This is a genomic window from Acinetobacter sp. V89_7, assembly GCF_029967895.1.
GTDB classification, from domain to species: Bacteria; Pseudomonadota; Gammaproteobacteria; order Pseudomonadales; family Moraxellaceae; genus Acinetobacter; species Acinetobacter soli.
Genome location: NZ_JASCAJ010000029.1, coordinates 59,619 through 82,816, shown reverse-complemented (window position 1 = coordinate 82,816; position 23,198 = coordinate 59,619). Strand labels below are relative to the sequence as shown.

20 protein-coding genes are annotated in these 23,198 nt (G+C 45.2%); 10 read left to right on the top strand and 10 right to left on the bottom strand.

Annotated elements, in window-relative coordinates:
* Positions 1–28: 28 nt before the first annotated feature.
* The 7 genes from QLG00_RS09795 to rplU all read right to left on the bottom strand — a co-directional run bounded on the left by QLG00_RS09795 (position 29) and on the right by rplU (position 5,838).
* On the bottom strand, positions 29–508 hold the full coding sequence (locus QLG00_RS09795) for a tRNA (cytidine(34)-2'-O)-methyltransferase (protein ID WP_282470889.1): 480 nt from the start codon (positions 506–508) through the stop codon (positions 29–31).
* Between the two features lie 61 nt (positions 509–569).
* Entirely contained in the window at positions 570–1,964 is a 1,395-nt protein-coding gene (gene cysG / locus QLG00_RS09790; RefSeq protein WP_282470888.1) for a siroheme synthase CysG, read from the bottom strand.
* A gap of 64 nt (positions 1,965–2,028) precedes the next feature.
* Positions 2,029–3,300: a serine--tRNA ligase gene (serS, locus tag QLG00_RS09785; protein WP_282470887.1), complete on the bottom strand. Its 1,272-nt coding sequence runs from the start codon at positions 3,298–3,300 to the stop codon at positions 2,029–2,031.
* 135 nt (positions 3,301–3,435) lie between these two features.
* Positions 3,436–4,221 carry an RsiV family protein gene (locus QLG00_RS09780; protein WP_282470886.1) on the bottom strand — a complete coding sequence of 262 codons (786 nt, stop codon included), beginning with the start codon at positions 4,219–4,221 and terminating at the stop codon, positions 3,436–3,438.
* A 134-nt stretch (positions 4,222–4,355) separates the two neighbouring features.
* Entirely contained in the window at positions 4,356–5,048 is a 693-nt protein-coding gene (lolA, locus tag QLG00_RS09775) for an outer membrane lipoprotein chaperone LolA (RefSeq protein ID WP_004941067.1), read from the bottom strand.
* Between the two features lie 202 nt (positions 5,049–5,250).
* Positions 5,251–5,508, bottom strand: a complete 258-nt coding sequence (rpmA, locus tag QLG00_RS09770) for a 50S ribosomal protein L27 (protein WP_004929519.1) — start codon at positions 5,506–5,508, stop codon at positions 5,251–5,253.
* An 18-nt stretch (positions 5,509–5,526) separates the two neighbouring features.
* Positions 5,527–5,838, bottom strand: a complete 312-nt coding sequence (gene rplU / locus QLG00_RS09765; RefSeq protein ID WP_004941071.1) for a 50S ribosomal protein L21 — start codon at positions 5,836–5,838, stop codon at positions 5,527–5,529.
* A gap of 441 nt (positions 5,839–6,279) precedes the next feature.
* On the opposite strand from rplU, the gene sdsA reads away from it, so the two are divergent.
* The 8 genes from sdsA to QLG00_RS09725 all read left to right on the top strand — a co-directional run bounded on the left by sdsA (position 6,280) and on the right by QLG00_RS09725 (position 16,966).
* Positions 6,280–7,257, top strand: coding sequence for an All-trans-nonaprenyl-diphosphate synthase (gene sdsA / locus QLG00_RS09760; protein ID WP_004941075.1), 978 nt, complete (start codon positions 6,280–6,282; stop codon positions 7,255–7,257).
* A gap of 29 nt (positions 7,258–7,286) precedes the next feature.
* Positions 7,287–9,341, top strand: a complete 2,055-nt coding sequence (locus tag QLG00_RS09755; protein ID WP_004941078.1) for a site-specific recombinase — start codon at positions 7,287–7,289, stop codon at positions 9,339–9,341.
* A gap of 152 nt (positions 9,342–9,493) precedes the next feature.
* Positions 9,494–10,135, top strand: coding sequence for a phosphatase PAP2 family protein (locus QLG00_RS09750; protein ID WP_004943251.1), 642 nt, complete (start codon positions 9,494–9,496; stop codon positions 10,133–10,135).
* A complete protein-coding gene (locus QLG00_RS09745) occupies positions 10,132–11,406 on the top strand; it encodes an AdeA/AdeI family multidrug efflux RND transporter periplasmic adaptor subunit (RefSeq protein ID WP_004941084.1) in 1,275 nt (424 codons plus the stop codon). The genes QLG00_RS09750 and QLG00_RS09745 overlap by 4 nt, the downstream gene beginning before the upstream one ends.
* 12 nt (positions 11,407–11,418) lie before the next feature.
* On the top strand, positions 11,419–14,598 hold the full coding sequence (gene adeJ / locus QLG00_RS09740) for a multidrug efflux RND transporter permease subunit AdeJ (RefSeq protein WP_004941086.1): 3,180 nt from the start codon (positions 11,419–11,421) through the stop codon (positions 14,596–14,598).
* The gene (adeK, locus tag QLG00_RS09735) at positions 14,598–16,049 is read left to right on the top strand and encodes a multidrug efflux RND transporter AdeIJK outer membrane channel subunit AdeK (protein ID WP_076031929.1); all 1,452 of its coding nucleotides are present in this window, start codon (positions 14,598–14,600) and stop codon (positions 16,047–16,049) included. The genes adeJ and adeK overlap by 1 nt, the downstream gene beginning before the upstream one ends.
* 111 nt (positions 16,050–16,160) lie before the next feature.
* Positions 16,161–16,508, top strand: coding sequence for a YbjQ family protein (locus QLG00_RS09730; RefSeq protein WP_004941091.1), 348 nt, complete (start codon positions 16,161–16,163; stop codon positions 16,506–16,508).
* A gap of 14 nt (positions 16,509–16,522) precedes the next feature.
* Positions 16,523–16,966 (top strand): heavy metal-binding domain-containing protein, encoded by a 444-nt coding sequence (locus QLG00_RS09725; RefSeq protein WP_004943261.1) that lies wholly within the window; start codon positions 16,523–16,525, stop codon positions 16,964–16,966.
* 82 nt (positions 16,967–17,048) lie between these two features.
* Here QLG00_RS09725 and QLG00_RS09720 read toward each other — a convergent pair whose 3' ends face one another.
* Together QLG00_RS09720 and QLG00_RS09715 are read right to left on the bottom strand one after the other, a co-directional pair.
* Positions 17,049–17,855 (bottom strand): SDR family NAD(P)-dependent oxidoreductase, encoded by an 807-nt coding sequence (locus QLG00_RS09720; RefSeq protein ID WP_004943263.1) that lies wholly within the window; start codon positions 17,853–17,855, stop codon positions 17,049–17,051.
* A gap of 26 nt (positions 17,856–17,881) precedes the next feature.
* A complete protein-coding gene (locus QLG00_RS09715; RefSeq protein ID WP_048765904.1) occupies positions 17,882–18,562 on the bottom strand; it encodes a hypothetical protein in 681 nt (226 codons plus the stop codon).
* Between the two features lie 178 nt (positions 18,563–18,740).
* On the opposite strand from QLG00_RS09715, the gene QLG00_RS09710 reads away from it, so the two are divergent.
* On the top strand, positions 18,741–21,644 hold the full coding sequence (locus QLG00_RS09710; protein ID WP_004941102.1) for a valine--tRNA ligase: 2,904 nt from the start codon (positions 18,741–18,743) through the stop codon (positions 21,642–21,644).
* Positions 21,645–21,712: 68 nt separating this feature from the next.
* Here QLG00_RS09710 and QLG00_RS09705 read toward each other — a convergent pair whose 3' ends face one another.
* Positions 21,713–22,294: a hypothetical protein gene (locus QLG00_RS09705; RefSeq protein ID WP_282470885.1), complete on the bottom strand. Its 582-nt coding sequence runs from the start codon at positions 22,292–22,294 to the stop codon at positions 21,713–21,715.
* Between the two features lie 270 nt (positions 22,295–22,564).
* Here QLG00_RS09705 and QLG00_RS09700 point away from each other — a divergent pair, with 270 nt between their 5' ends.
* Positions 22,565–23,179, top strand: a complete 615-nt coding sequence (locus QLG00_RS09700; RefSeq protein WP_282470884.1) for a hypothetical protein — start codon at positions 22,565–22,567, stop codon at positions 23,177–23,179.
* Positions 23,180–23,198 lie beyond the last annotated feature (19 nt).

Genomic DNA, 23,198 nt, shown 5'->3' with positions numbered 1-23,198 from the left:
GAACAAAATAAACACCTTACTAGACCATTTAAACTGCCGATAAGGTTTTAAAACCTTGCTGACGCCATGCTTCGTATACAATTACAGCCGTAGCATTAGACAGATTTAAACTGCGAGAATTTTCTGCCATCGGCAAACGAATCCAGTTTTCCTGAGGAAACATTAAGCGTACCGCTTCTGGCAATCCACGCGTTTCAGGCCCCATCAATAGTGCAATAGGTCGATTTAAATCGACCGTATGCGGGGTCGATGTGCCTTTGGTGGTCAGAGGAAAAACCGCGCTAATCCCCTGACGCTGTAAATCATCTAGGCACAATTGGATATTGTCCCAGATTTTCATGCGCGCATATTCGTGATAATCCAGCCCAGCACGTTTAAGCTTTTTATCATCCAGCTCAAATCCTAACGGACGTACCAAATGCAACTGCGCACCTGTATTGGCGCACAAGCGTATGATATTACCGGTATTGGCAGGAATTTCAGGCTCAAACAAAACAACGTGAATCACTTAACTACTCGCTTGTCACTTAGATTAAACAAGTTCAGGTGATACACCTGAACGGATGGGATTAGGCAATTTTCGACCCTGAATCATGCCATTGAAGCTGATCACGTAAATTCACCACTTCACCAATAATCGTCAGCGTCGGTGCATGAATGTGGTGCTCAAGTACTTTCGATGCGATGGTCTGTAATGTCCCCACAACAACTTTTTGCTCTGGCGTAGTACCCTTTGAAATCAGGGCCACAGGCATATCAGGCCGCTGACCATGTTCAATCAGTTGCTCGCAAATCTGTTCAAGTCCGACCAGCCCCATATACAGCACTAAGGTCTGATTTTCATAGACCAGCTCTTTCCATGGCAGCTCTGGAGATCCGGCTTTTAAGTGTCCTGTTAAAAACCGTACGCTCTGCGCATACTCACGATGAGTAAGTGGAATACCGGCATATGCCGAGCATCCCGAGGCAGCGGTAATGCCAGGTACCACCTGAAACGGAATACCCGCAGCAAAAAGCTCCTGAATTTCTTCGCCCCCACGGCCAAAGATAAACGGATCACCGCCTTTGAGTCGACAAACCCGTTTACCAGCCTGCGCATACTTGACCAACAACTCATTGATGCCTTCTTGCGGCACACTATGATTTGAACGCGCCTTCCCGACATAGACTTTGTCTGCATCTCGACGGCATAGTTCCATAATTGGCGCAGAGACCAATCGGTCATAAATAACGACATCGGCCTGCTGCATCAAGCGTAATGCTTTGAGTGTAAGTAATTCTGGATCTCCCGGGCCAGCCCCGACCAAATATACTTCACCTTTAGGCGTGCGCCAGTTTTGCAGTGCATCGGTCATCATCTGGTTTGCAGCATCCAGATTGTCATTGAACACCTGCTCTTTTAAAGGACTATTGTATAAATCTTCCCAAAAAATACGGCGTTCATCTGGATTTTCAATCTGGGCCTTCACTTGTTTGCGCCAGCGACCAGAAAACTCGGCCAGTTTACCCATGCCGTGTGGCACCAATGTTTCAATCTGCGTGCGAAGCTGACGCGAGAGCACGGGTGATGCGCCATTTGAAGCCACAGAAATCAGGAGCGGTGAACGATCAATAATGGCAGGCACCATAAAGCGGCAATTGGGAATGTCATCGACGCTATTGACCAAGATCGTTCGCGCTTCGCATTGCTCAAATACTCGCTTATTTACGGCTGCAACATCAGTGGCTGCAATTACCAATCGATAAGCACGCTCCAGATCAGTGTCTTCAAAAGGCTTGTGATACGCAGTACCCTGACTTTGATCGATCAATGCAGTTAAATCACTGCTAATCTCGGGTGCAACCACATCTAAAATTGCGCCTGCTTTAACCAGTAGGACAGCTTTACGGTAGGCAATATGCCCACCTCCCACAATCAAACAACGCTGTTGCTGTAACTTAAGCGAAATTGGAAAAATTTCCACTGCCTACCTCGGAATCAAAACATTGGGTGGGTAAAAGCAAAAATCATGCACACAATCGATGCAATTAATCGATAAACGTTGCACCACCCATGTACGGACGCAACACTTCTGGAATTTCGATTGAACCATCTGCACGTTGATAGTTCTCCATCACCGCCAAAAGTGTACGACCAACAGCCAGTCCAGAGCCGTTTAAGGTATGGACCAATTCGGTTTTCTTGGCTTCACTACGATAACGCGCCATCATGCGGCGTGCCTGAAAGTCGCCCATATTTGAACATGATGAAATTTCACGATAGGTATTTTGACTCGGTACCCACACTTCAAGGTCATACGTTTTGGTTGAACCAAAGCCCATATCACCACCACACAGCAAAATCTTGCGATACGGCAAGCCGAGTGCCTGTAAGATCCCTTCAGCATGTGCAGTCAATTCTTCAAGTGCCTGCATAGAATCTTCTGGTTTAACGATCTGCACCATTTCTACTTTATCAAACTGATGCTGACGGATCAGACCACGGGTGTCACGACCATACGAACCAGCCTCACTACGAAAACACGGTGTGTGCGCTGCATACTTCAGCGGAAGACGATCGGCATCGATAATGTCATCACGCACAAAGTTGGTGATTGGCACTTCGGCGGTAGGAATGAGATAGTATTCTTTTTCGCCTTGTAACTTAAATAAGTCTTCTTCAAACTTTGGTAACTGCCCTGTGCCACGCAAACTATCTGCATTAACCAAATACGGCACGTATGCTTCGGTGTAACCATTTTTTAAGGTATGTGTATCGAGCATAAATTGAGTCAAAGCGCGCTGTAAGCGTGCCAAAGGCCCTTTTAATACGCTAAAGCGTGAACCGGTGAGTTTAGTGGCCGTTTCAAACTCCAGCCCCCCCATCCATTCGCCCAAGTCGGTATGGTCTTTGATTTCAAAATCAAATTGACGCGGCGTGCCCCATTTAGATATTTCCAGATTATCACTTTCATCTTTGCCTTCTGGCACAGATTCATGCGGCAAGTTTGGAATGGTGAGCGCTTTTTGTTCAATCTCTGCCTGTAGATCAGCCAAAGCCACTTCGGCCGCTTTGATCTCATCTGCAATTGCTTGCATGCGGGTCATGATTTCTGATGCATCACCACCCGCTTTTTTGATTTGGCCAACTTGCTTCGCCCCGGCATTACGTTCTGCCTGCAAACTTTCAGTTTTGGATTGAAGCTCCTTGCGGCGTGCTTCCAGTGCTGACCATTCAGCCGGATCAAGTTGAACACCACGTTTAGCAAGGGCCAGATTTACAGCTTCAATATTATTTCTGAGTAATTTTGGGTCGATCATAGTCAATCAAAAGTTAAGGAAAAAACTGCCTTATAGTGTAAGCGCTTCACATCAAAAAATACAGTCAGCACTTCACGACAATTTTAAATGACTTAAATCAGCTTTACTCCTGAATTCAGACTCAATTTAGCTAGATTAAGGCGATTGCATGACAGGCTGACTCGGCAAGTACTCAGGTTTAATCACATCTTTGGCTTGATCATACGGCAAGGTCAGCTCTGTAAGTCCTTCAGCATACGAGGCCAGTTCATAAAGTGGATAGACGAACACGATGCCGTCATTGCCATAATAATAGTTGTCGCTCAGTTTTAGCTTTTCTCGTGAAATGCTATGTTCATCCAGCCAGCTTTGATTATAACTGTAGAGTCGATCAAGTAGGGTTGCCTCTTTTCCGGTCTGGATTAAATCTGCCACCGTCACATGCTTTTTATGAGCCAAATCGAAAATAACGTATTCTTTGTGATACATCCCATGTGCTGCACCTGCCGAATAGGTATATGTGAATAATTCAAATGAAGCCAGATTGTAATTTTGCCCCAAATAACGCACGTAAATCATACTTTGGCCATCTTGCGGCATTCCATCAGGCAACTTCACAGCCTGATCGGGTAAATTGGCAAAGGCATTTGGATCGGCCTTTTTAATACGTTCGCTAAAATATGCATCAATCCAAGGCTGATTGGTTTCAACACTTTGAAAGTTATAGGTGGTACACCCATCTTCTAAACATAGCTTGTTTTTTGGCAATTTGACTGCGACCACTTTGGCCTTTAATGCTGGAATACTGGTCTGAACGGCGGGAGTTGTCGTAGATTTTTGCTCATTCTTTGCATCAGATTTGGGTTGGCAAGCACTGATCAGTAAAGTGGCACTGAATATTGAAATCAGAACAGTTGTTTTTCTTGTAGGTAATAAAGCCATATGCACTCCTCTCTATTATGATCATGTCATCTCAATGGAGTTCACTATAGCAAAGCCACTTTTAAACTGAACATTGAAGTTATGTAGCCTGAGCACAAAAAAAGCCGCATACGCGGCTTTTTTATATTGACGGCTTATTGATCGATAATATCCGTGCCTTTTGGCGGTGTAAAATTAAAGGTCGATGCCGGAATTGCAGCATTTAACTTCACGTTATTAAATCGAACATATGTGGTTTGACCGAGTGAATCTTGCAAAATCATCAAACTTGGTGCTTTATTGGCGCCAAAGCTAATGGTCAGGCTTTGAAAGGCACCCTCACTGTCTTTTGGATACAGTGTGTAGTAAGTTTTACTACGATCTGGCTGAGTCACCCGATAAGACTGCATAATCTGACTGGTATTTCCAGAAAGGAGCAGCGCAGGCGTGTTGGCAACCTGTTCATCTAGACTCTGACGAATCGCTTGTTGTAGATCAGGGTCATAAATCCAGACCGTTTTACCCGTGGTCACAATGGTCTGTTTAGACGGCGTTGAGGTTTCCCAGAAAAACTTTCCTGGACGCGCAACTTTCATTACCCCTTTAAAGGTCTGGTTCATGTGCTGCGCTGTCAGCCCTTTCTTTTGTGGCGCTTTTGAGTTGGTTACTTTAGTGGTTTGCTCAAAGTTGGCACTCAAGCTTTGAATACCCGTGAGTTGCTTCACCAAGTTTGAAGTGGCTTGTTGTTCCGATGCAGGCGTCGCGGCAAACACTGTCGTGCTCATGACAGGTGCAAGCGTTGCTGCGCTTATCGTTATTGCACACATGGTTTTACGAAGCATCGTCATAATATCACCTTGTCTTTCGTTGTGTTTCAATCAATTTGATTTTTATATTACCCGACAAATTATATGCTAAGAATTGAAAAAATAAGACATTTTGTAGTTTTATACGGCTGCTTTGTGAGTTTTATTCATCATGATGGAGAGCATCTTTATCTTCAGATATAAAAAAAGCCCACATCGTGGGCTTTTTCAAACAATCTAAATCTTATACAGATTCAACTGTTACATAGCGACGGCCAAACTGACCCTTCACTTCAAACTTTACTACGCCATCAGCAGTAGCAAATAATGTATGGTCACGACCCATACCAACGTTAGCACCAGCGTGGAATTCAGTACCACGTTGACGTACGATGATGTTACCAGCAGTTACTGATTGGCCACCGTAGATTTTAACACCTAACATTTTAGGATTCGAATCACGACCGTTTTTAGTCGATCCACCAGCTTTTTTAGAAGCCATGTCTATTACTCCTCGTGATTAGCCTGAAATACCAGTAATTTTCAACTCGGTAAACCATTGACGGTGACCTTGTTGCTTACGGTAGTGTTTACGACGACGCATTTTGATGATGCGGATTTTGTCGTGACGACCATGACCAACCACTTCTGCAGTTACTGTAGCGCCAGCCACAACTGGAGCACCGATTTGAATGCTTTCGCCGTTTACAAGCATAAGTACGTCATCAAACGTAATAGTTGAACCGGTTTCAGCTTTCAATAATTCAACTTTAAGGGTTTCACCCTCAACTACACGGTGCTGTTTACCACCGCTTTGGATTACTGCGTACATAATGTACTCCAACTCAGCCCGTGTCGTCGTGTCAGTAAAGGGACATACTGAACTTAAAACGAACGCCACTGGGATATATAAGGCGACAGATTTTAAGTGAAATTTGACCAAACAACAAGTAAGCGAACAAAAAATAATATGTTAAAGCCGAAATGGATCATGCATACGCTTAAACACAAAGCAAATAAAAGCACAACCTAGCTTTTAAACGGAATATGTGTAAAATCTCAAATACAGTTTAAAAACAACTTGCTACTGTAAATTGGGCTTAATTTTCAAATCTGGCGTTTCATTTATAGGTCAATCTTTTGGTTTTTTTCTGCAAGAAAAATGCTTGTGGCGTATAAGTCTAGGCTCGCTTTTTTTGATTAAGCATCTGATTTAATTAAATCTATATCACCTTTAGTGACGTTTCCCCTAAATTGATGAGGTTCCCCTTCAATGGCCATCGACTTTAAGCAAGATATTCTCGCACCTGTTGCAACCGACTTTGCAGCGATGGATAAATTTATCAATGAAGGGATCACTTCCAAAGTCGCATTGGTGATGGCGGTCAGTAAACATGTGGTTGAGGCAGGCGGAAAACGTATGCGTCCGATTATGTGTTTATTGGCTGCAAAGGCCTGTGGTGCACAAGACTTGGCGCCACACCGTAAACTTGCCGCGATTATTGAGATGCTGCATACCGCTACGCTGGTACACGACGATGTAGTCGACGAATCAGGTTTAAGACGCGGCCGTCCAACCGCCAATGCGACCTGGAATAACCAAACCGCAGTCTTGGTAGGCGACTTTCTGATTTCGCGCGCATTTGATTTGCTGGTCGATTTAAATGATATGGTGCTTTTAAAAGATTTCTCGACAGGTACCTGTGAAATTGCCGAAGGTGAAGTATTGCAGCTCCAAGCCCAACACGACCCAGAGACCACCGAACAAACTTATTTAGATATTATTCACGGCAAAACGTCGCGTTTGTTTGAACTGGCCACCGAAGGCGCAGCGATATTATCCAATACACCGCAATACCGCGAGCCGCTACGTCTTTTTGCCGGGCACTTTGGTAATGCATTTCAAATCATTGACGATATTTTAGATTACACCTCGGATGCCGAAACATTAGGTAAAAATATTGGTGATGATTTGATGGAAGGTAAACCCACTTTGCCGTTAATTTCAGCATTACAACATACCACGGGTGAGCAGCATGCTATTGTTCGACGCAGTATTGCGACGGGCGGAGTCGAGCAACTCGATCAGGTGATTCAGATTGTACAGCAGTCGGGTGCACTTGATTATTGTCGCCAACGTGCTGAAGAAGAAACCCAAGCCGCGCTCGCAGCGTTGAGCCAGCTTCCCGAAAGTGAGGCACGTCAGGCACTGTTTAACCTGACAGAAATGGCGCTACATCGAATTCAATAAAACTAACTAAATTTACACATACGTTGCCTATGCATATTCACTTATTAGATCTTTATGCCACCATGCAGTCGCAGCTTGAACAGAGCCCGAATGCACTAGATGAATCTTTGGCAGTCGAACTCATTAATCGCTTGAGACCTGCCGACACACGCAATCTGGATGAGATCAATAAGAAATTTGATGCATTTGTACAATCCTTACTGATCACCCCCAATGCTGCCTATACCCTACAGGCGTTTATTTTGCATTTGATCCAGCAGTACAAGCAAAGTGGCTTGTACTCTGACAGCGGCATTTTGTCGCAGGATGGTTTTTGGAACCAGCTTTCTCAGCGCATGGGCGCTTATGTGTTGCCCAGCCTGATCGATCACAAAGATTTACGCACCCTGATTGGTCAAGTATTTCATCAAAAAAGTGATCGTTACTGGCTCGATGCCATTGAAGATGCACGCTGGAATAAGCTGTTTCAGGTGCTGGGGCAAAGTAACGGTAATGTCGACTGCAAACGCGTTGTACATGACGAAATGATCACCGCCATTACCGTATTGTCGTATCGAATCAGCGGCATTGGTTTATATCCTGAATTTATTAACGCCCAGCCAGAACTCTCAGAATACGAATCACCATTTCTGGTTCAAAATCGCGAAGTCATTGAGTTTATTGAGCAGTACAAGCAGTTGCAATACACCGGCCATGAAGTGGCAGTACTCGAACCACCAGATGCCTCACAGGCTTTGGTGATGTTTGATCAATGCCGCGATGTGGTACTGAAAATCCGCCGTGCCACCAAACGCATCGGGGTCAGTTTAAGCCTGACCTACCTGCTCTCGCTGCTTGAGCAGTGTTTAGACCGGATTGAGTTGTTGCTGACCATTGTAGTGGCAGATCAACAGCGCCGACACCGTGCTTTGGGCGAGCTGCTCAAGGATTTAACTGCCGCGCATTATAGTGAAAAAAGTGTGCGTGCGCTGCTCAGCACCAACAGTGAACTGATTGCTCTACAAGTCACCGAAAATGCCAGTAAAACTGGCGAACACTATGTGAGTACCGACAAAAAAGGCTTTTTGGGAATGTATAAGGCCGCCGCCGGTGCCGGTGCGATTATTGCAGTCATGGCAACCCTGAAAACGCTGGCGGCGCGAGTCACATTGGCACCGCTGATGCAGGCATTTGTATACAGTATGAATTACTCACTGGGGTTTGTCCTGATTCATATCTTGCACTTTACCGTGGCAACCAAACAACCGGCCATGACAGCTGCCGCTCTGGCAGCTACCGTACAACAGCGCAGAGGTTCTAAAAACGCACAACTGGCTGAACTGGCGGCCCTCATTATTAATATTATCCGCACCCAATTGATTGCAATTTTGGGCAATATCTCAATTGCAATACCAGTGGCGGCGTTTATCGCGTTTATGTGGCATTTTAATCTCGATGAGCCACTGATGACCAACGCCAAGGCCGCCAAAACCCTGCACGATTTAAATCCGTTTACCTCACTGGCAGTGCCACATGCGGCGATTGCAGGTGTGTGCTTATTTTTGTCTGGTTTGATTGCAGGTTACTTTGACAATATGGCGGTTTATCGTAAAGTCGGTCCACGCTTAAAAGCGGATATACGTTTAGTCAGACTGATGGGACAAGCTCGTTTAGACCGTTTTGCCGATTATGTCGAACGCAACTTGGGGGCATTGGCAGGTAATTTCTTATTCGGAATCATGCTTGGCAGTATGGGCACGATTGGCTTTATTTTGGGACTACCTCTCGATATTCGTCATATTGCCTTTGCATCGGCGAACTTTATTCAAGGCTTGATGAACATCAATGGCTCACCCGACATCGGTCTGATCGTGGTTTCTTTTTTGGGCGTACTGATGATTGGTTTAACCAACTTATTTGTCAGCTTTACCTTAACGGTCATCGTGGCATTGCGCGCGCGACGCGTACGTTTTGAGCAGTGGAAACCCTTGGCAAAACTGGTGATGACCCACTTTTTGACCCGTCCAAGCGACTTTTTTTGGCCACCAAAACAACCGGTTGAAGTCGAAGACCCTTTAACTCAATCAGAAAAAACAAAACATTAACAATTTTGTTGTGTAATGTTAAAGCAACTTAAAAATTGTTCAGAATGAAATTACTATCAGGCATATTAGACTTGAAAAAAAGTGTACTCGAAAGTACACTTTAACTCCACAATCCTTGGCCAAAGGCCTCGGTAACAGTAAAGGTTGCTGTGATGCCATACCTACTGCTTTGTATTGGTTGTATTTTTTTCATTGTTGGCGTTTCTGCTTTATTTTCTCCTACCGCTCAGTTTTGGGACATTTCTGTCGTACAGTTGTTGAGTGAACATAGGAATCCAGCATTTGACCATCTTTCAACCGGACTTGCTTTCTTGGGTGGTATGCCTGCGGTGCTTCTTGTTACTGTGCTGTGGTGCCTTATCCACTTCTTAAACGGTAAAAAAGCAATTGTCGTCTTTATCGTTTTAAGTGTGCTGGGCAGTATAGGATTGGGGTGGCTCTTTAAATGGTGCTTCGATAGACCGCGTCCGCCAGAGATGTATCACATCGTCAACAGTTATGGTGCATCGTTTCCAAGTGCTCACAGTGTTTATGCAGCCACACTTGCAGGCCTCGCGCTGTTGATTTACCGCCACCATCCCCGGTATTTCCCAATTGCATTTGTGGCCTTGCTGTGGTTTGGCATGATGGGGGTTTCAAGAGTTTACGTCGGGGTTCACTATCCTACCGATGTACTGGCAGGCTGGGGCATTGGTTTAATTTGGACCTCGTTGCTTTGGCTGGGGCTATTAACAACCAAGTTAGACAAAAACAAATTATTTTTAGATAAGAATCTAAATGAGGTGAAAGAATGACGTCGGCTAAGCTTTGGGTTCCTGCCCTTACTGCTTGCGCATTGGCAACAAGTATTGCACTTGTTGGTTGTAGCAAAGATTCCAAGAATGCTGAGCAAGCGGCAGCTGCACAGCAGATGCCACCTCCTCAAGTAGGTGTCATTGTTGCTCAACCACAAAGCGTAGAACAATCTGTGGAATTGTCTGGACGCACATCGGCGTACCAGATTTCTGAGGTTCGTCCACAGACCAGCGGTATTATTTTAAAACGCCTGTTTGCAGAAGGCAGCTACGTACGTGAAGGTCAAGCGCTTTATGAGCTCGACTCTCGAACCAACCGTGCCACACTCGACAATGCAAAAGCTGCGCTGTTGCAACAACAGGCCAACCTCAGTTCATTAAGAACCAAACTCAACCGTTATAAGCAATTGGTTTCGAGCAATGCCGTGGCCAAACAGGATTATGACGATTTAGTGGGTCAGGTCAACGTTGCCGAAGCACAAGTTGCGGCTGCACGCGCACAAGTGAAAAATGCAGAAGTCGATCTGGGCTATTCGACCATTCGCTCACCTATTTCGGGTCAATCGGGTAAATCGTCGGTTACAGCGGGTGCTTTGGTGACTGCAAACCAGACCACAGCGTTGGTCAGCATTCAACAGCTTGACCCGATTTATGTCGATATTCAGCAGTCTAGTGCCGAATTACTTCGTTTGCGTCAGCAACTGAGCAAAGGTAGCCTAGACAACAGCAATAACACCAAAGTCAAACTTCGTCTTGAAGATGGTTCAATGTATCCAATTGAAGGGCGATTGGCGTTCTCTGATGCGTCTGTGAGCACCGAAACCGGAACCATTACGGTACGCGCGGTGTTTCCAAACCCGAATCACTTGTTGTTACCGGGCATGTACGCCACGGCGCAGATTGCACAGGCCGTTATTCCAAATGCATATTTGATTCCACAAGCTGCGGTTACCCGTACGCCAACGGGTCAAGCCACTGCAATGATTGCCAATGCCAAAGGTGTGGTTGAAACACGTCAAATCCAGACCTCTGGCGTTCAAGGTCAAAACTGGATTGTGACTGGCGGCTTAAAACAGGGCGATAAAGTCATTGTCGATGGCGTAGCTAAAGTTAAAGAAGGCCAGCAGGTGAAGGTTGAGCCATATCAGGCCAAACCTGAGCAATCAGCCGCTCCACAAGGTGCAGCTGCTCAAGGAGCAACCTCAGGCAAGCCACAAATGACTGAACAGAACAAGGCGCCTTCTGATCAAAAAACTACTTCAAATACATAAGGGGTAGACAGAATGGCTAAGTTTTTTATTCATCGCCCCATTTTTGCGTGGGTGATTGCATTGGTCATTATGTTGGCGGGTATTCTTACGCTGACCAAAATGCCAATTGCACAATATCCTACGATTGCGCCGCCTACCATTACTATTGCTGCAACTTATCCAGGTGCATCTGCTCAAACTGTTGAAAACACAGTGACACAGATTATTGAGCAACAGATGAATGGTCTGGATGGCTTACGTTATATTTCATCAAACAGTGCAGGTAACGGTCAGGCCTCGATTCAATTAAACTTTGAACAAGGCATTGATCCAGATATCGCACAGGTACAGGTGCAAAACAAGTTGCAGTCTGCAACGGCACTCTTACCTGAAGATGTACAGCGCCAAGGCGTGAAAGTGACCAAATCGGGCAGCAGCTTCTTACAGGTGATTGCATTTTACTCACCTGATGGCAGCCTGTCTGATGCAGACATTAAAGATTACGTAAACTCAAATATTTCTGAACCCCTTAGCCGTGTAGAAGGCGTAGGTGAGATTCAGGTATTTGGTGGCTCTTATGCCATGCGAATCTGGCTCGATCCAGCCAAACTCACCAGCTATCAACTTACACCAAGTGACGTAGCAACTGCACTTAAAGCTCAAAATGCGCAAGTTGCAGTGGGTCAGTTAGGTGGTGCACCTGCCGTCAATGGGCAAGTTCTGAACGCGACAGTAACTGCGCAAAGTCTGCTTCAAACGCCAGAAGAATTTCGTAATATCTTCTTGAAAAACACCGCAGGTGGTGCTCAAGTTCGACTCCAAGATGTTGCACGTGTAGAACTTGGTTCAGACAATTATCAGTTTGAGTCGAAATATAACGGCAAAGCTGCGGGTGGTCTCGCTATCAAGCTTGCAACTGGTGCCAATGCGTTAGACACCGCACAAGCTGTTGAAAACCGTTTAGAACAGTTACGTAAGAACTACCCTGCCGGTCTAAAAGATCAGCTTGCGTATGACACAACACCGTTTATCCGCCTCTCGATTGAAAGTGTTGTACATACACTGATTGAAGCTGTGGTACTGGTGTTTATCGTGATGTTCTTGTTCCTACAAAACTGGCGTGCAACGATTATTCCAACGCTTGCAGTACCTGTAGTTGTACTCGGAACCTTCGCCGTCATCAATATTTTTGGCTTCTCCATCAACACCCTGACCATGTTTGCCATGGTACTGGCCATCGGTCTCTTGGTCGATGATGCAATTGTGGTGGTCGAAAACGTCGAACGGGTAATGGCTGAAGAACACAGTGACCCCGTCACTGCAACCGAACACTCGATGCAGCAAATTTCTGGCGCCCTGATCGGGATCACCAGTGTACTTTCTGCGGTATTCGTACCGATGGCATTTTTCTCTGGCACTACCGGGGTCATTTATCGTCAGTTTTCGATTACGCTGGTCACCGCGATGGTGCTCTCGCTAATCGTAGCTCTGACCTTCACCCCTGCCCTGTGTGCGACCTTGCTTAAACAGCATGATCCAAACAAAAAGCCAAGTAACAATGTATTTGCCCGCTTTTTCCGCTGGTTTAACCACAGTTTTGATCGTCTATCGAATGGCTATCAAAATGGTGTGGGGCGCATGTTGCATCACAAGTTATTCTCTGGACTTTTGTATGCTGCTGTGGTCGGGATTTTGGTCTTTGTTTTTGTCAAACTGCCATCATCTTTCTTACCAGAAGAAGACCAAGGTATCGTACTGACCTTAGTGCAGTTACCACCAAATGCGACCTTAGACCGAACTGGTAAAGTCATTGATACCATGACCAACTATTTCCTCGATAAGGAAAAAGATTCGGTTCAGTCGATCTTTACTGTATCGGGCTTCTCATTTACCGGTGTGGGTCAAAACGCAGGTCTTGCCTTTATTCGTCTAAAAGACTGGAGTGAGCGGACCACGCCTGAAACCCAGATTGGGAATATCATCCAGCGCGGTATGGCACTGAATATGATCGTCAAAGACGCATCGTACATCATTCCGTTGCAATTGCCGTCGATGCCTGAACTCGGTGTCACAGCAGGCTTTAACTTGCAGTTGAAAGATTCAAGCGGACAAGGTCATGACAAGCTGATTGCTGCGCGTAATGCCATTTTGGGTATGGCCGCACAAGACAAGCGCTTAACAGGTGTTCGTCCTAACGGGCAAGAAGATACACCGCAATATCAAATCAATATCGATCAGGCCAAAGCAGGGTCGATGGGTGTAAGTATCTCCGATATCAACACCACCATGAGTATTGCATGGGGCGGATCTTACATTAACGATTTCGTAGATCGTGGTCGTGTGAAAAAAGTCTACTTGCAAGGTGATGCGGCCAGCCGCATGATGCCGGGCGATTTAGACAAATGGTATGTTCGTAATAGTGCGGGCACCATGGTTCCGTTCTCTGCCTTTGCGACAGGCGAATGGACCTATGGTTCACCACGCCTTGAGCGTTATAACGGTGTGTCTTCGGTCAACCTTCAAGGTACTCCAGCAACGGGTGTCAGCTCGGGCGATGCCATGATGGCCATGGAAGAGATTGTTAACAAATTGCCATCGATGGGCTTACAAGGCTTTGACTATGAGTGGACCGGCTTATCGCTTGAAGAACGCGAATCAGGCGCTCAGGCACCATTCTTGTACGCATTGTCGTTGCTGATCGTATTCTTGTGCTTGGCTGCACTGTATGAAAGCTGGTCGATTCCGTTTTCGGTCTTACTGGTGGTGCCACTGGGTGTATTTGGTGCCGTTTTGTTAACCTTCTTTGGCTCGATGATTAAAGGCGATCCGAACTTATCCAATAACATTTACTTCCAAGTTGCCATGATTGCGGTGATTGGTTTGTCGGCAAAAAATGCGATCTTGATTGTCGAGTTTGCCAAAGAACTGCAAGAAAAAGGTGAAGACTTACTTGAAGCGACCTTACATGCCGCTAAAATGCGTCTACGCCCAATCATCATGACCACCCTCGCCTTCGGCTTTGGTGTACTTCCTCTCGCGCTTGCCTCTGGTGCAGGTGCAGGTAGTCAGCATTCAGTCGGCTATGGTGTTCTTGGCGGTGTGATCAGCTCAACACTTTTAGGTATCTTCTTTATTCCATTGTTCTTCGTGTGGATTCGAAGTGTCTTTAAGTACAAACCTAAAACCATCAACAATCAGGAGCACAGATCGTGATGCAAAAAGTATGGTCTATTTCAGGTCGTAGCATTGCGGTATCTGCACTTGCGCTTGCTTTGACCGCGTGTCAAAGCATGCGTGGCCCAGAACCAGTTGCCAAAGCCGATATCCCTGCAAGCTACAGTTCAAATGCTTCAGGACCGTCTATTGCTGAGCAAGGCTACAAAGACTTTTTCTCTGATCCTCGCTTATTGCAAGTGATTGATTTGGCGCTCAACAATAACCGTGATCTACGTACTGCTGCACTGAATATTCAGCGTGCGCAACAACAGTATCAGATTACCAAAAACGATCAGTTACCTACCATTGGTGCCAGTGGTAGTGCGATTCGTCAAGTGTCGTCTACACGTGATCCAAACAATCCTTACTCGACGTATCAGGTCGGTTTAGGCGTGACTGCCTATGAGCTGGATTTTTGGGGACGTGTTCGTAGCTTAAAAGATGCAGCACTCGACAATTACCTCTCGACACAAGCCGCACGTGACTCCACCCAGATCAGTCTGGTGAGTCAGGTGGCTCAGGCATGGTTGAGCTATTCGTTTGCAACTGCCAATTTAAAACTGGCTGATCAAACATTGAAATCACAGCTCGATGCGTACAACCTGAATAAAAAACGTTTTGATGTGGGTATTGATAGTGAAGTACCGCTGCGTCAGGCTCAAATTTCAGTTGAAACAGCACGTGACGACGTTGCCAACTACAAGACTCAGATGGCTCAGGCCAAAAATCTGCTCGATCTATTGGTGGGTCAGCAAGTGCCACAAAACTTGCTACCGAATCAGCCGGTCAGTTCAATTACGCGTGAAAGTATTTTTGCAACGGGTTTACCAAGTGACTTACTTAATAACCGCCCAGATGTGAAATCTTCGGAATATCAACTCAGTGCAGCAGGTGCCAATATTGGTGCAGCAAAAGCCGCATTATTTCCAACGATTACACTCACCGGATCGGCGGGTTATGCGTCAACTGAATTGAGCGATTTGTTTAAATCGGGTGCAGGTATCTGGTCGATTGGTCCAAGTCTCGACTTACCAATTTTTGACTGGGGTACGCGCCGTGCCAATGTCAATATCTCTAAAACCGACCAGCAGTTGGCTTTAGCAAGTTACGAAAAGTCGATTCAAACCGCATTTCGTGAAGTAAATGATGCTCTGGCAACACGCAATAACATTGGCGATCGTTTACAGGCACAGCGTCGTTTGGTGGAAGCAACGAACCGTAACTATACCCTCTCTACTGCGCGTTTCCGTGCGGGTATTGACGGTTACTTGACGGTACTCGATGCACAGCGTACCTCGTATTCGGCAGAACAGGGTTTACTTTTGCTTCAACAAGCCAATTTAAACAATCAGGTCGAGCTGTATAAAACCTTGGGCGGCGGTGTAAAAGCAACCTCAACCCAGACGGTAACCTATCCGGCATCGAGTGCAGAACGCCATAAGAAATAATGAATTACTCTAGAAAAGCTCACTTCGGTGGGCTTTTTTTTATGTGTTTTTCATTGCAACGTGGTTTCTTTTTTCTTATCTTGATATTTATTATGCCAAGAAGAAAACTGTATGTTATTAAGTAATTTAGAAAATATGCCAGGCCATCACATTACGCAGCAACTCGACGTGGTGTATGGAAGTACTGTTCGAAGCAAGCATGTTGGTCGTGATTTGCTGGCAGGACTTAAAAATATTGTGGGTGGTGAGTTGACCGCCTACACCGAGCTGTTAGAAGAATCGCGTCAAGAGGCGATGCAACGTATGATTGCCAAAGCCCAACAACTCGGTGCCAATGCCATTGTGGGGATTCGCTTTTCGACCTCCAATATTACTCAAGGTGCTTCGGAGCTGTTTGTATACGGCACAGCCGTGATTGTGCAGCCCAATACGCCCAAGCTTCCCGATCCGTTTCAGTAAACAAGGACAACTGCATGGAAAATCTTATTTTTCAGCTTGGCGTTTTTGTGGTGCTCTTTGTCGTGGGCTGGGGATTTGGAAGATACTTTGAGCGTAAACACCTCAAAGAATTAGAACAAAAAGAACGACTACTGGCGCATATTCAACTCGATACCAATCGTTTTGTACAACCTGCTCAGCCGGGACAATTCGTTTCAAGTAATGTGGTAATTTCCCACGATTACTTTAAATACATCATTGCCAATATTCAAAATTTCTTTGGTGGCAGACTCACCAGCTATGAGACCGTGGTAGAGCGGGCACGGCGCGAAGCGATTGTTAGGCTCAAACTTCAGGCGCAGCAATGTGGATGCACGCATATTATGGGGCTACGTTTAAGTACTACCGAACTGGGCATGCAAGGCGGAATGGTTGAAGTCTTTGCCTACGGTACCGCGATTGACCAAACAGTACGCTGAGTGGCTGAGTTAATCATCGATTAAAAACTCACTCGACAAGGACGCGATATTTCGCGTCCTTGAACGAGATTGAATGGCTTGATTATTTCACTTTGGTTTTACGGATCATTTTGTACAAGAGTGATGGCGATAAGCGAGACACCAGTACGCCTAACTTTTCTTTGGCACCACCAACTACAATGTATTCTTCATCATTGATCAGTGCTCGAACTACGGTTTGAGCAAATACATCTGGCTCCAAACCATTTTCAATGGCTTCATCTTGATGGCCTTGAGGTTTTCCCTCTCCATTGAGTGCATTGAGTGACACATTGGTTTTCACAAAACCGGGAAAGATCACCGAAACCCCAACGCCCTGCTCTGCCACTTCGGCACGCAAGCTGTTGGCCCACATATGAATAGCGGCTTTGGCTGCCGAATAACTGGCACGGTACTGTGTTCCGAGCAAACCCGCGACACTCGACACATAGGCAATACGTCCAGATTTTTGCTGTAAAAAAGTCGGCAATACAGTTTTGGTCAGAAACACTTGCGAGAAATAATCAATTTCCATAATCGCACGTTCGGTTTGCATGGTGGTGTCTTGAATGAGTGCGCGTTGACTCAGGCCCGCATTATTGATGAGCCAATCGATACGTCCTTTTTGTGCTAACACTTCTGCATAGGCATGACGCACTTGAGATTCGTCGGTAATGTCGGCAGCCACAGACAGATGTTGTTCTGGTTTAAACAGCCCCACTCGCACCGCTTCGAGTTCATCATAACGACGTGCAGTTAAGATGACCTGTGCCCCTTGTAAGGCACACTCACGTGCCAAGGCTTTACCCAAACCTGAAGATGCCCCTGTAATCCAGACCACTTTATTTTCGAGCGAGTTGAGTTTTGACATTAGAATTTACCCTATAAATAAATGTGTTAGGCTTCTTTTTTTAAAAATGCCATAAAGTGTTCAATATAGTCATTTGCCATATCAGGGTCAATTTGCGTGCCCAGCTTTTCTAGACGCTTGTAGCCCAGATGCGTGGTCATATGAATCACACCGTTTAAGGTTTTATCGACCACCAGATTAAACTTAAGGAGCTGCTTCGGTGTCCGAATGAGCTGTGTAACGCCCTGATCGACAATTTGTGTGAGCGCCTGAAAAGCTTTGGGTACATATACGGCTTGCCCTGCGCGGACTTTATCGACCGCAGAGAAGGTATCCTGCACCAAGACCGAATCGAGGCTGTAGCGCATATAGGTGGTCTGCGCTTCTGTTCGAAAGGTACTTGCCAGATAATTGACCAGTGGCAGCAGACGTTCATTGCTAAAAAATGAAACTGACCACGGCAAATATTTTTTCATGGTAGCCATGACCTGCTGAATGACTTTTTCAGACTCGTCGATTTGTTTGATGAAGGACTGATCGGGCTTGTGCTTTTGCTGTGCCAGCATATCGCCAAAAACTTGCTGAATGATTTGACAGGAAATGTCGGAAAGTACGATTCCCAATTGCTTGGACTGCGGCTGTGTAGTGCCCTGATTGAGCTGGGCATGAATCTGATCAAAATGATGATGCGTGGCCTCATCGATTTTAAGAAATACAGCATATCCCATGAAGCATCCCTCGCATTTTATTGTCTGATATTCATGTAAAGACATGAATGTCTGCGTTTGGGTTTAATCTAGCGTGTTTTACCGAGCAGGTAAATTTTTTGTCGATGAGTTAAGCATTAATTCCGATGTATTTTTTGCTACAATAGTCGCAATTTTTTATTCATTTTTGATTTTTACTATGACTGACGCCAACGCTCAATCTGCCCAAAACATCGCAACCACCTATGATCCCACTGATATTGAAAGAAAATGGTATCAAATCTGGGAAGAGAAAGGCTACTTTAAGCCATCCGGTCAAGGTGACTCGTTTTGTATTATGATTCCGCCGCCAAACGTCACCGGTAGCTTGCACATGGGGCACGGCTTTAACAATGCCATTATGGATGCCCTCACCCGCTACAACCGCATGATGGGGAAAAATACCTTATGGCAGCCGGGAACCGACCACGCGGGTATTGCCACGCAAATGGTCGTAGAGCGTCAGTTGGCTGCACAAAATGTTAGCCGTCACGATTTGGGCCGTGAGCAATTTATTGACAAAGTCTGGGAATGGAAAGAGCAATCTGGCGGCACCATCACCAAACAGATTCGTCGTTTGGGTTCTTCGGTCGACTGGTCGCGTGAACGCTTTACCATGGACGATGGTTTGTCTAATGCAGTAAAAGAAGTGTTTGTTCAACTGCATGAGCAAGGTTTGATTTACCGCGGTAAACGCTTGGTAAACTGGGACCCGAAACTACAAACGGCGCTGTCTGATCTTGAAGTTGAGTCGGTTGAAGAAAAAGGCTCGTTGTGGCATTTCAAATATTTCTTTGAAGACAAGTCACTCAAAACTCAAGACGGCCATGATTTCCTTGTGGTGGCCACGACGCGTCCTGAAACGCTATTAGGCGATACTGCGGTTGCGGTACATCCGGAAGACGAACGCTATGCGCACCTGATTGGCAAAAATATTGTGTTGCCAATTACGGGCCGTTTGGTTCCAATTGTTGCCGATGAATACGTCGAAAAAGATTTCGGAACAGGCTGTGTCAAAATCACCCCTGCACACGACTTTAACGATTACGACTTGGGTAAACGCCACGATTTGCCAATTATCAATATCTTCAATAAAAATGCCGAAGTTCTGGCTGAGTTTGAATATATTGCAAAAGCTGGCGAACAAATTTCTGACGCAATTGCAGCGCCAGCAGATTATGTTGGCTTGGAGCGTTTTGCTGCACGTAAGAAACTGGTTGCACAAGCCGAAGCAGAAGGCTGGTTAGACCAGATTCAGCCGTATGACCTCAAAGCGCCACGCGGTGACCGTTCAGGCGTGATTGTGGAGCCACTTTTAACCGACCAGTGGTATGTAAAAATTGCGCCATTGGCACAGCCTGCAATTGAAGCAGTTCAAGACGGACGCATCAAGTTTGTACCAGAGCAATACACCAACATGTATATGGCATGGATGAACAACATTCAAGACTGGTGCATTTCACGTCAGTTGTGGTGGGGCCACCGTATTCCGGCATGGTACGACGCTGAAGGCAATGTATATGTTGGCCGTAACGAAGAAGAAGTTCGTGCGAAAAACAACCTTGCTGCCGACCTTGCGCTTCAACAAGACGAAGACGTGTTAGACACATGGTTCTCTTCGGGCCTCTGGACATTCTCGACCTTGGGCTGGACAGGCGATGCCAAGAAAGATGCGGAAAACTATTTCCTCAATACCTTCCACCCGACCGATGTGTTAGTAACTGGTTTTGACATTATCTTCTTCTGGGTGGCGCGCATGATCATGATGACCATGCACTTCATGAAGAATGAAGATGGTACGCCACAAGTGCCGTTCAAAACCGTATATGTACATGGTTTGGTACGTGATGGCGAAGGCCAGAAGATGTCGAAATCGAAAGGCAACGTACTTGATCCGCTCGATTTGATTGACGGGATTGACCTTGAAAGCTTGGTACAAAAACGTACTTTTGGTTTGATGAACCCGAAACAAGCCGAGAAAATTGAAAAAGCCACCCGTAAAGAATTCCCAGAAGGAATTAACTCGTATGGTACCGATGCCGTGCGTTTCACGTTCTGTGCCCTTGCCAACACTGGCCGTGACATTAAGTTTGATTTGAAGCGTGTAGAAGGCTACCGTAATTTCTGTAACAAAATCTGGAACGCGACCCGCTTCGTACTCATGAACGTAGAAGGTCAAACCGTTGCTCAGGAAGCTCGCCCAGAGCTATGGGAATTGCCAGAGCAATGGATCATGAGCCGCCTACAAAAAGCGGAGCAAGCGGTACATCAGGCATTTGCAACGTATCGTCTGGATCTTGCTGCGCAAACCATTTATGACTTCATTTGGAACGAATACTGCGACTGGTATGTCGAGCTGACCAAGCCAGTTTTGAACGATGCAGAAGTTTCGGAAGAACGTAAAGCAGAAGTTCGCCGCGTATTGCTTGCAGTGATGGAAGCCTCACTTCGTTTGGCGCACCCACTGATGCCGTATCTGACCGAAGAAATCTGGCAGACGCTTGCACCAATGATTGGTAAAGGTGGCGACACCATCATGACGGCGAAATACCCAGTGCCGGAAGCTGCAAAAATGAATGAACAAGCCGAAGCCGATATGCAATGGCTTCAAGGCTTGATTGGTGCTGTACGTAATATCCGTGGTGAAATGGGCTTGGGTAATGCCCGCTTGTTGCCAGTGTTGCTTCAAAACATCTCTGACAGCGAACGCACACAGATCGAACGTATTCAGCCGCTCTTTAAAGCTTTGGCCAAAGTAGAAAGCATTACGTTCTTGGCACAAGGTGAAGAGCCGCCATTGTCGTCTTCTAGTGTTGTGGGCCATGCGTCTGTATTTGTTCCAATGAAAGGCTTGATCGACCCGAAAGCAGAATTGGGCCGCTTACAGAAAGATTTGGATAAAGTACAAAAGCAGCACGACCAGATTGCCAACAAACTTGCTAATGAAGGCTTTGTTGCCAAAGCTCCCGCAGCAGTTGTTGAAGGTGAAAAAGTGAAATTGGCTGAGTTTGCAGATCAGCTCGTGAAAATTAAGCAAAGCATGGAACAGATTGCTGCGCTTTAAGGTGTTGTTTCTTTAGTATAAAAAAGCCACCTTATGGTGGCTTTTTTATAGATTGAAAAAAAATCTTTTTATGGCTTCAAATCAGCCACAATAGCAGCTGAGACTTTTTGTAAATCTTGAATTTCATTTTCTGGTTTGCCAGAACTAGACAAATCTCGAGCTATTTTTTTGAAATTACCAATCAAACCACCTTTTCTTGCAATCTGTTTTTCGCGCTCAAAGTTTTGAACAACTTCACCGTTGTAAATTACTTTAACCTTATAAGTAAAGACGGTATCAGCATATCCTCCGACAATACGATTACCACCAATAAATTTTAGTCCTTCGCCCATGAATATTCTTTTATGAGTTAAATCTACATCAACCAAAGCAAACTTAGCTGATGGATTGGTCACATTTTTGTGCTGTAATTGTAGTTGCTTATTTAATTCATCCAAATATACCTTTTGAATAGTGTCTTTCGTAAGGAAGCCTTCTTTCTCTACAGAACTATCTAAGCGAATATTTACATTATTCAACTTATATTGTTTATGGTTTATGCTATTGAACTCAGTAACATTTTTTGATTTCGAACTCATATCTTTTAGGTTAGAAGTACAAGCAGAAACGCCTAGAGCAACTGATAATCCAACAAGTAATATTTTTTTCATAATATTTCACAAATAAATTTTAGATTAATTTTAATAAAGATTGATTCTTTAACTGAATTGATATTTTAATTCTTTTCAAATTAAAATTAAATTAATAATTAATTATGAAAGATAAGTTTAAAATTAATCGCTAACTGTACTCATTTAACATTATTTTTTATCCTTACGTTTTAATCAATGTAAATTACCATGTATCAACTTTAAGATTTTCAATTTAAGCGTTACCATAAAGCACCCAGCATGGGCTATTTTCAATACAAGAAGATCAACATGAAAAAGCAATATGGCATACTGTGGATGGTGGGAGTATTCAGTGCCTGTAGCCCGCAAGCCCCATCGACAACGCAAAATACTGCACCACAACACGCAGCAGCAGTAAAGCAAGAAACAAATACCGCTCAACCCGCCGCTCATATGAAGGCGCAAGCTGCTTCTAAACCAACGTATTTGGTAGATAACCCTACGCCTTTACCACAAGGTTATGTGGTCGATCCCACCTATTTAAAACAACCGCTTATACTCGATGCGAATGGTGATGGCCACCCTGATGCGTTTCGGGTACTTAAAAATCCAAACGCCAAAGGCTTACAATATTTGTTTGAGTTTCGCCTTGGCAACAGCAGGGACGTGTATTACTACCAAAATGACAGTCATGATTATGATTTGAATGTATTTAATAAGTTTGAGCCAACCGAACGGGGAGAAAATTTTGTAGATATGTCGAAACTAGATGGTGCCGATATTGTACCTTTTGAAGAAGCGCCCAAAGAGGCTCGTCTGATTTTAAAAAATGAAGGTGTTGAAGCCAGTACGGCAGATGCGACCTGTGCCGCATCTCTGTTTTATTTAAAAGAGAAAACCATTCAACGGGTGTATTTATGCTAGCAGACAATACGCCATACAG

Bases quoted from the DNA above. Each gene is read 5' to 3' on its own strand.
- QLG00_RS09700 (WP_282470884.1), top strand. From the start codon at position 22,565: ATGAAAAAGCAATATGGCATACTGTGGATGGTGGGAGTATTCAGTGCC.
- rplU (WP_004941071.1), bottom strand. From the start codon at position 5,838: ATGTACGCAGTAATCCAAAGCGGTGGTAAACAGCACCGTGTAGTTGAG.
- rpmA (WP_004929519.1), bottom strand. From the start codon at position 5,508: ATGGCTTCTAAAAAAGCTGGTGGATCGACTAAAAACGGTCGTGATTCG.
- QLG00_RS09755 (WP_004941078.1), top strand. From the start codon at position 7,287: ATGCATATTCACTTATTAGATCTTTATGCCACCATGCAGTCGCAGCTT.
- serS (WP_282470887.1), bottom strand. From the start codon at position 3,300: ATGATCGACCCAAAATTACTCAGAAATAATATTGAAGCTGTAAATCTG.
- QLG00_RS09780 (WP_282470886.1), bottom strand. From the start codon at position 4,221: ATGGCTTTATTACCTACAAGAAAAACAACTGTTCTGATTTCAATATTC.
- QLG00_RS09750 (WP_004943251.1), top strand. From the start codon at position 9,494: ATGCCATACCTACTGCTTTGTATTGGTTGTATTTTTTTCATTGTTGGC.
- adeK (WP_076031929.1), top strand. From the start codon at position 14,598: ATGCAAAAAGTATGGTCTATTTCAGGTCGTAGCATTGCGGTATCTGCA.
- adeJ (WP_004941086.1), top strand. From the start codon at position 11,419: ATGGCTAAGTTTTTTATTCATCGCCCCATTTTTGCGTGGGTGATTGCA.
- QLG00_RS09745 (WP_004941084.1), top strand. From the start codon at position 10,132: ATGACGTCGGCTAAGCTTTGGGTTCCTGCCCTTACTGCTTGCGCATTG.
- lolA (WP_004941067.1), bottom strand. From the start codon at position 5,048: ATGACGATGCTTCGTAAAACCATGTGTGCAATAACGATAAGCGCAGCA.
- QLG00_RS09710 (WP_004941102.1), top strand. From the start codon at position 18,741: ATGACTGACGCCAACGCTCAATCTGCCCAAAACATCGCAACCACCTAT.
- sdsA (WP_004941075.1), top strand. From the start codon at position 6,280: ATGGCCATCGACTTTAAGCAAGATATTCTCGCACCTGTTGCAACCGAC.
- QLG00_RS09705 (WP_282470885.1), bottom strand. From the start codon at position 22,294: ATGAAAAAAATATTACTTGTTGGATTATCAGTTGCTCTAGGCGTTTCT.
- QLG00_RS09730 (WP_004941091.1), top strand. From the start codon at position 16,161: ATGTTATTAAGTAATTTAGAAAATATGCCAGGCCATCACATTACGCAG.
- QLG00_RS09725 (WP_004943261.1), top strand. From the start codon at position 16,523: ATGGAAAATCTTATTTTTCAGCTTGGCGTTTTTGTGGTGCTCTTTGTC.
- QLG00_RS09720 (WP_004943263.1), bottom strand. From the start codon at position 17,855: ATGTCAAAACTCAACTCGCTCGAAAATAAAGTGGTCTGGATTACAGGG.
- QLG00_RS09715 (WP_048765904.1), bottom strand. From the start codon at position 18,562: ATGGGATATGCTGTATTTCTTAAAATCGATGAGGCCACGCATCATCAT.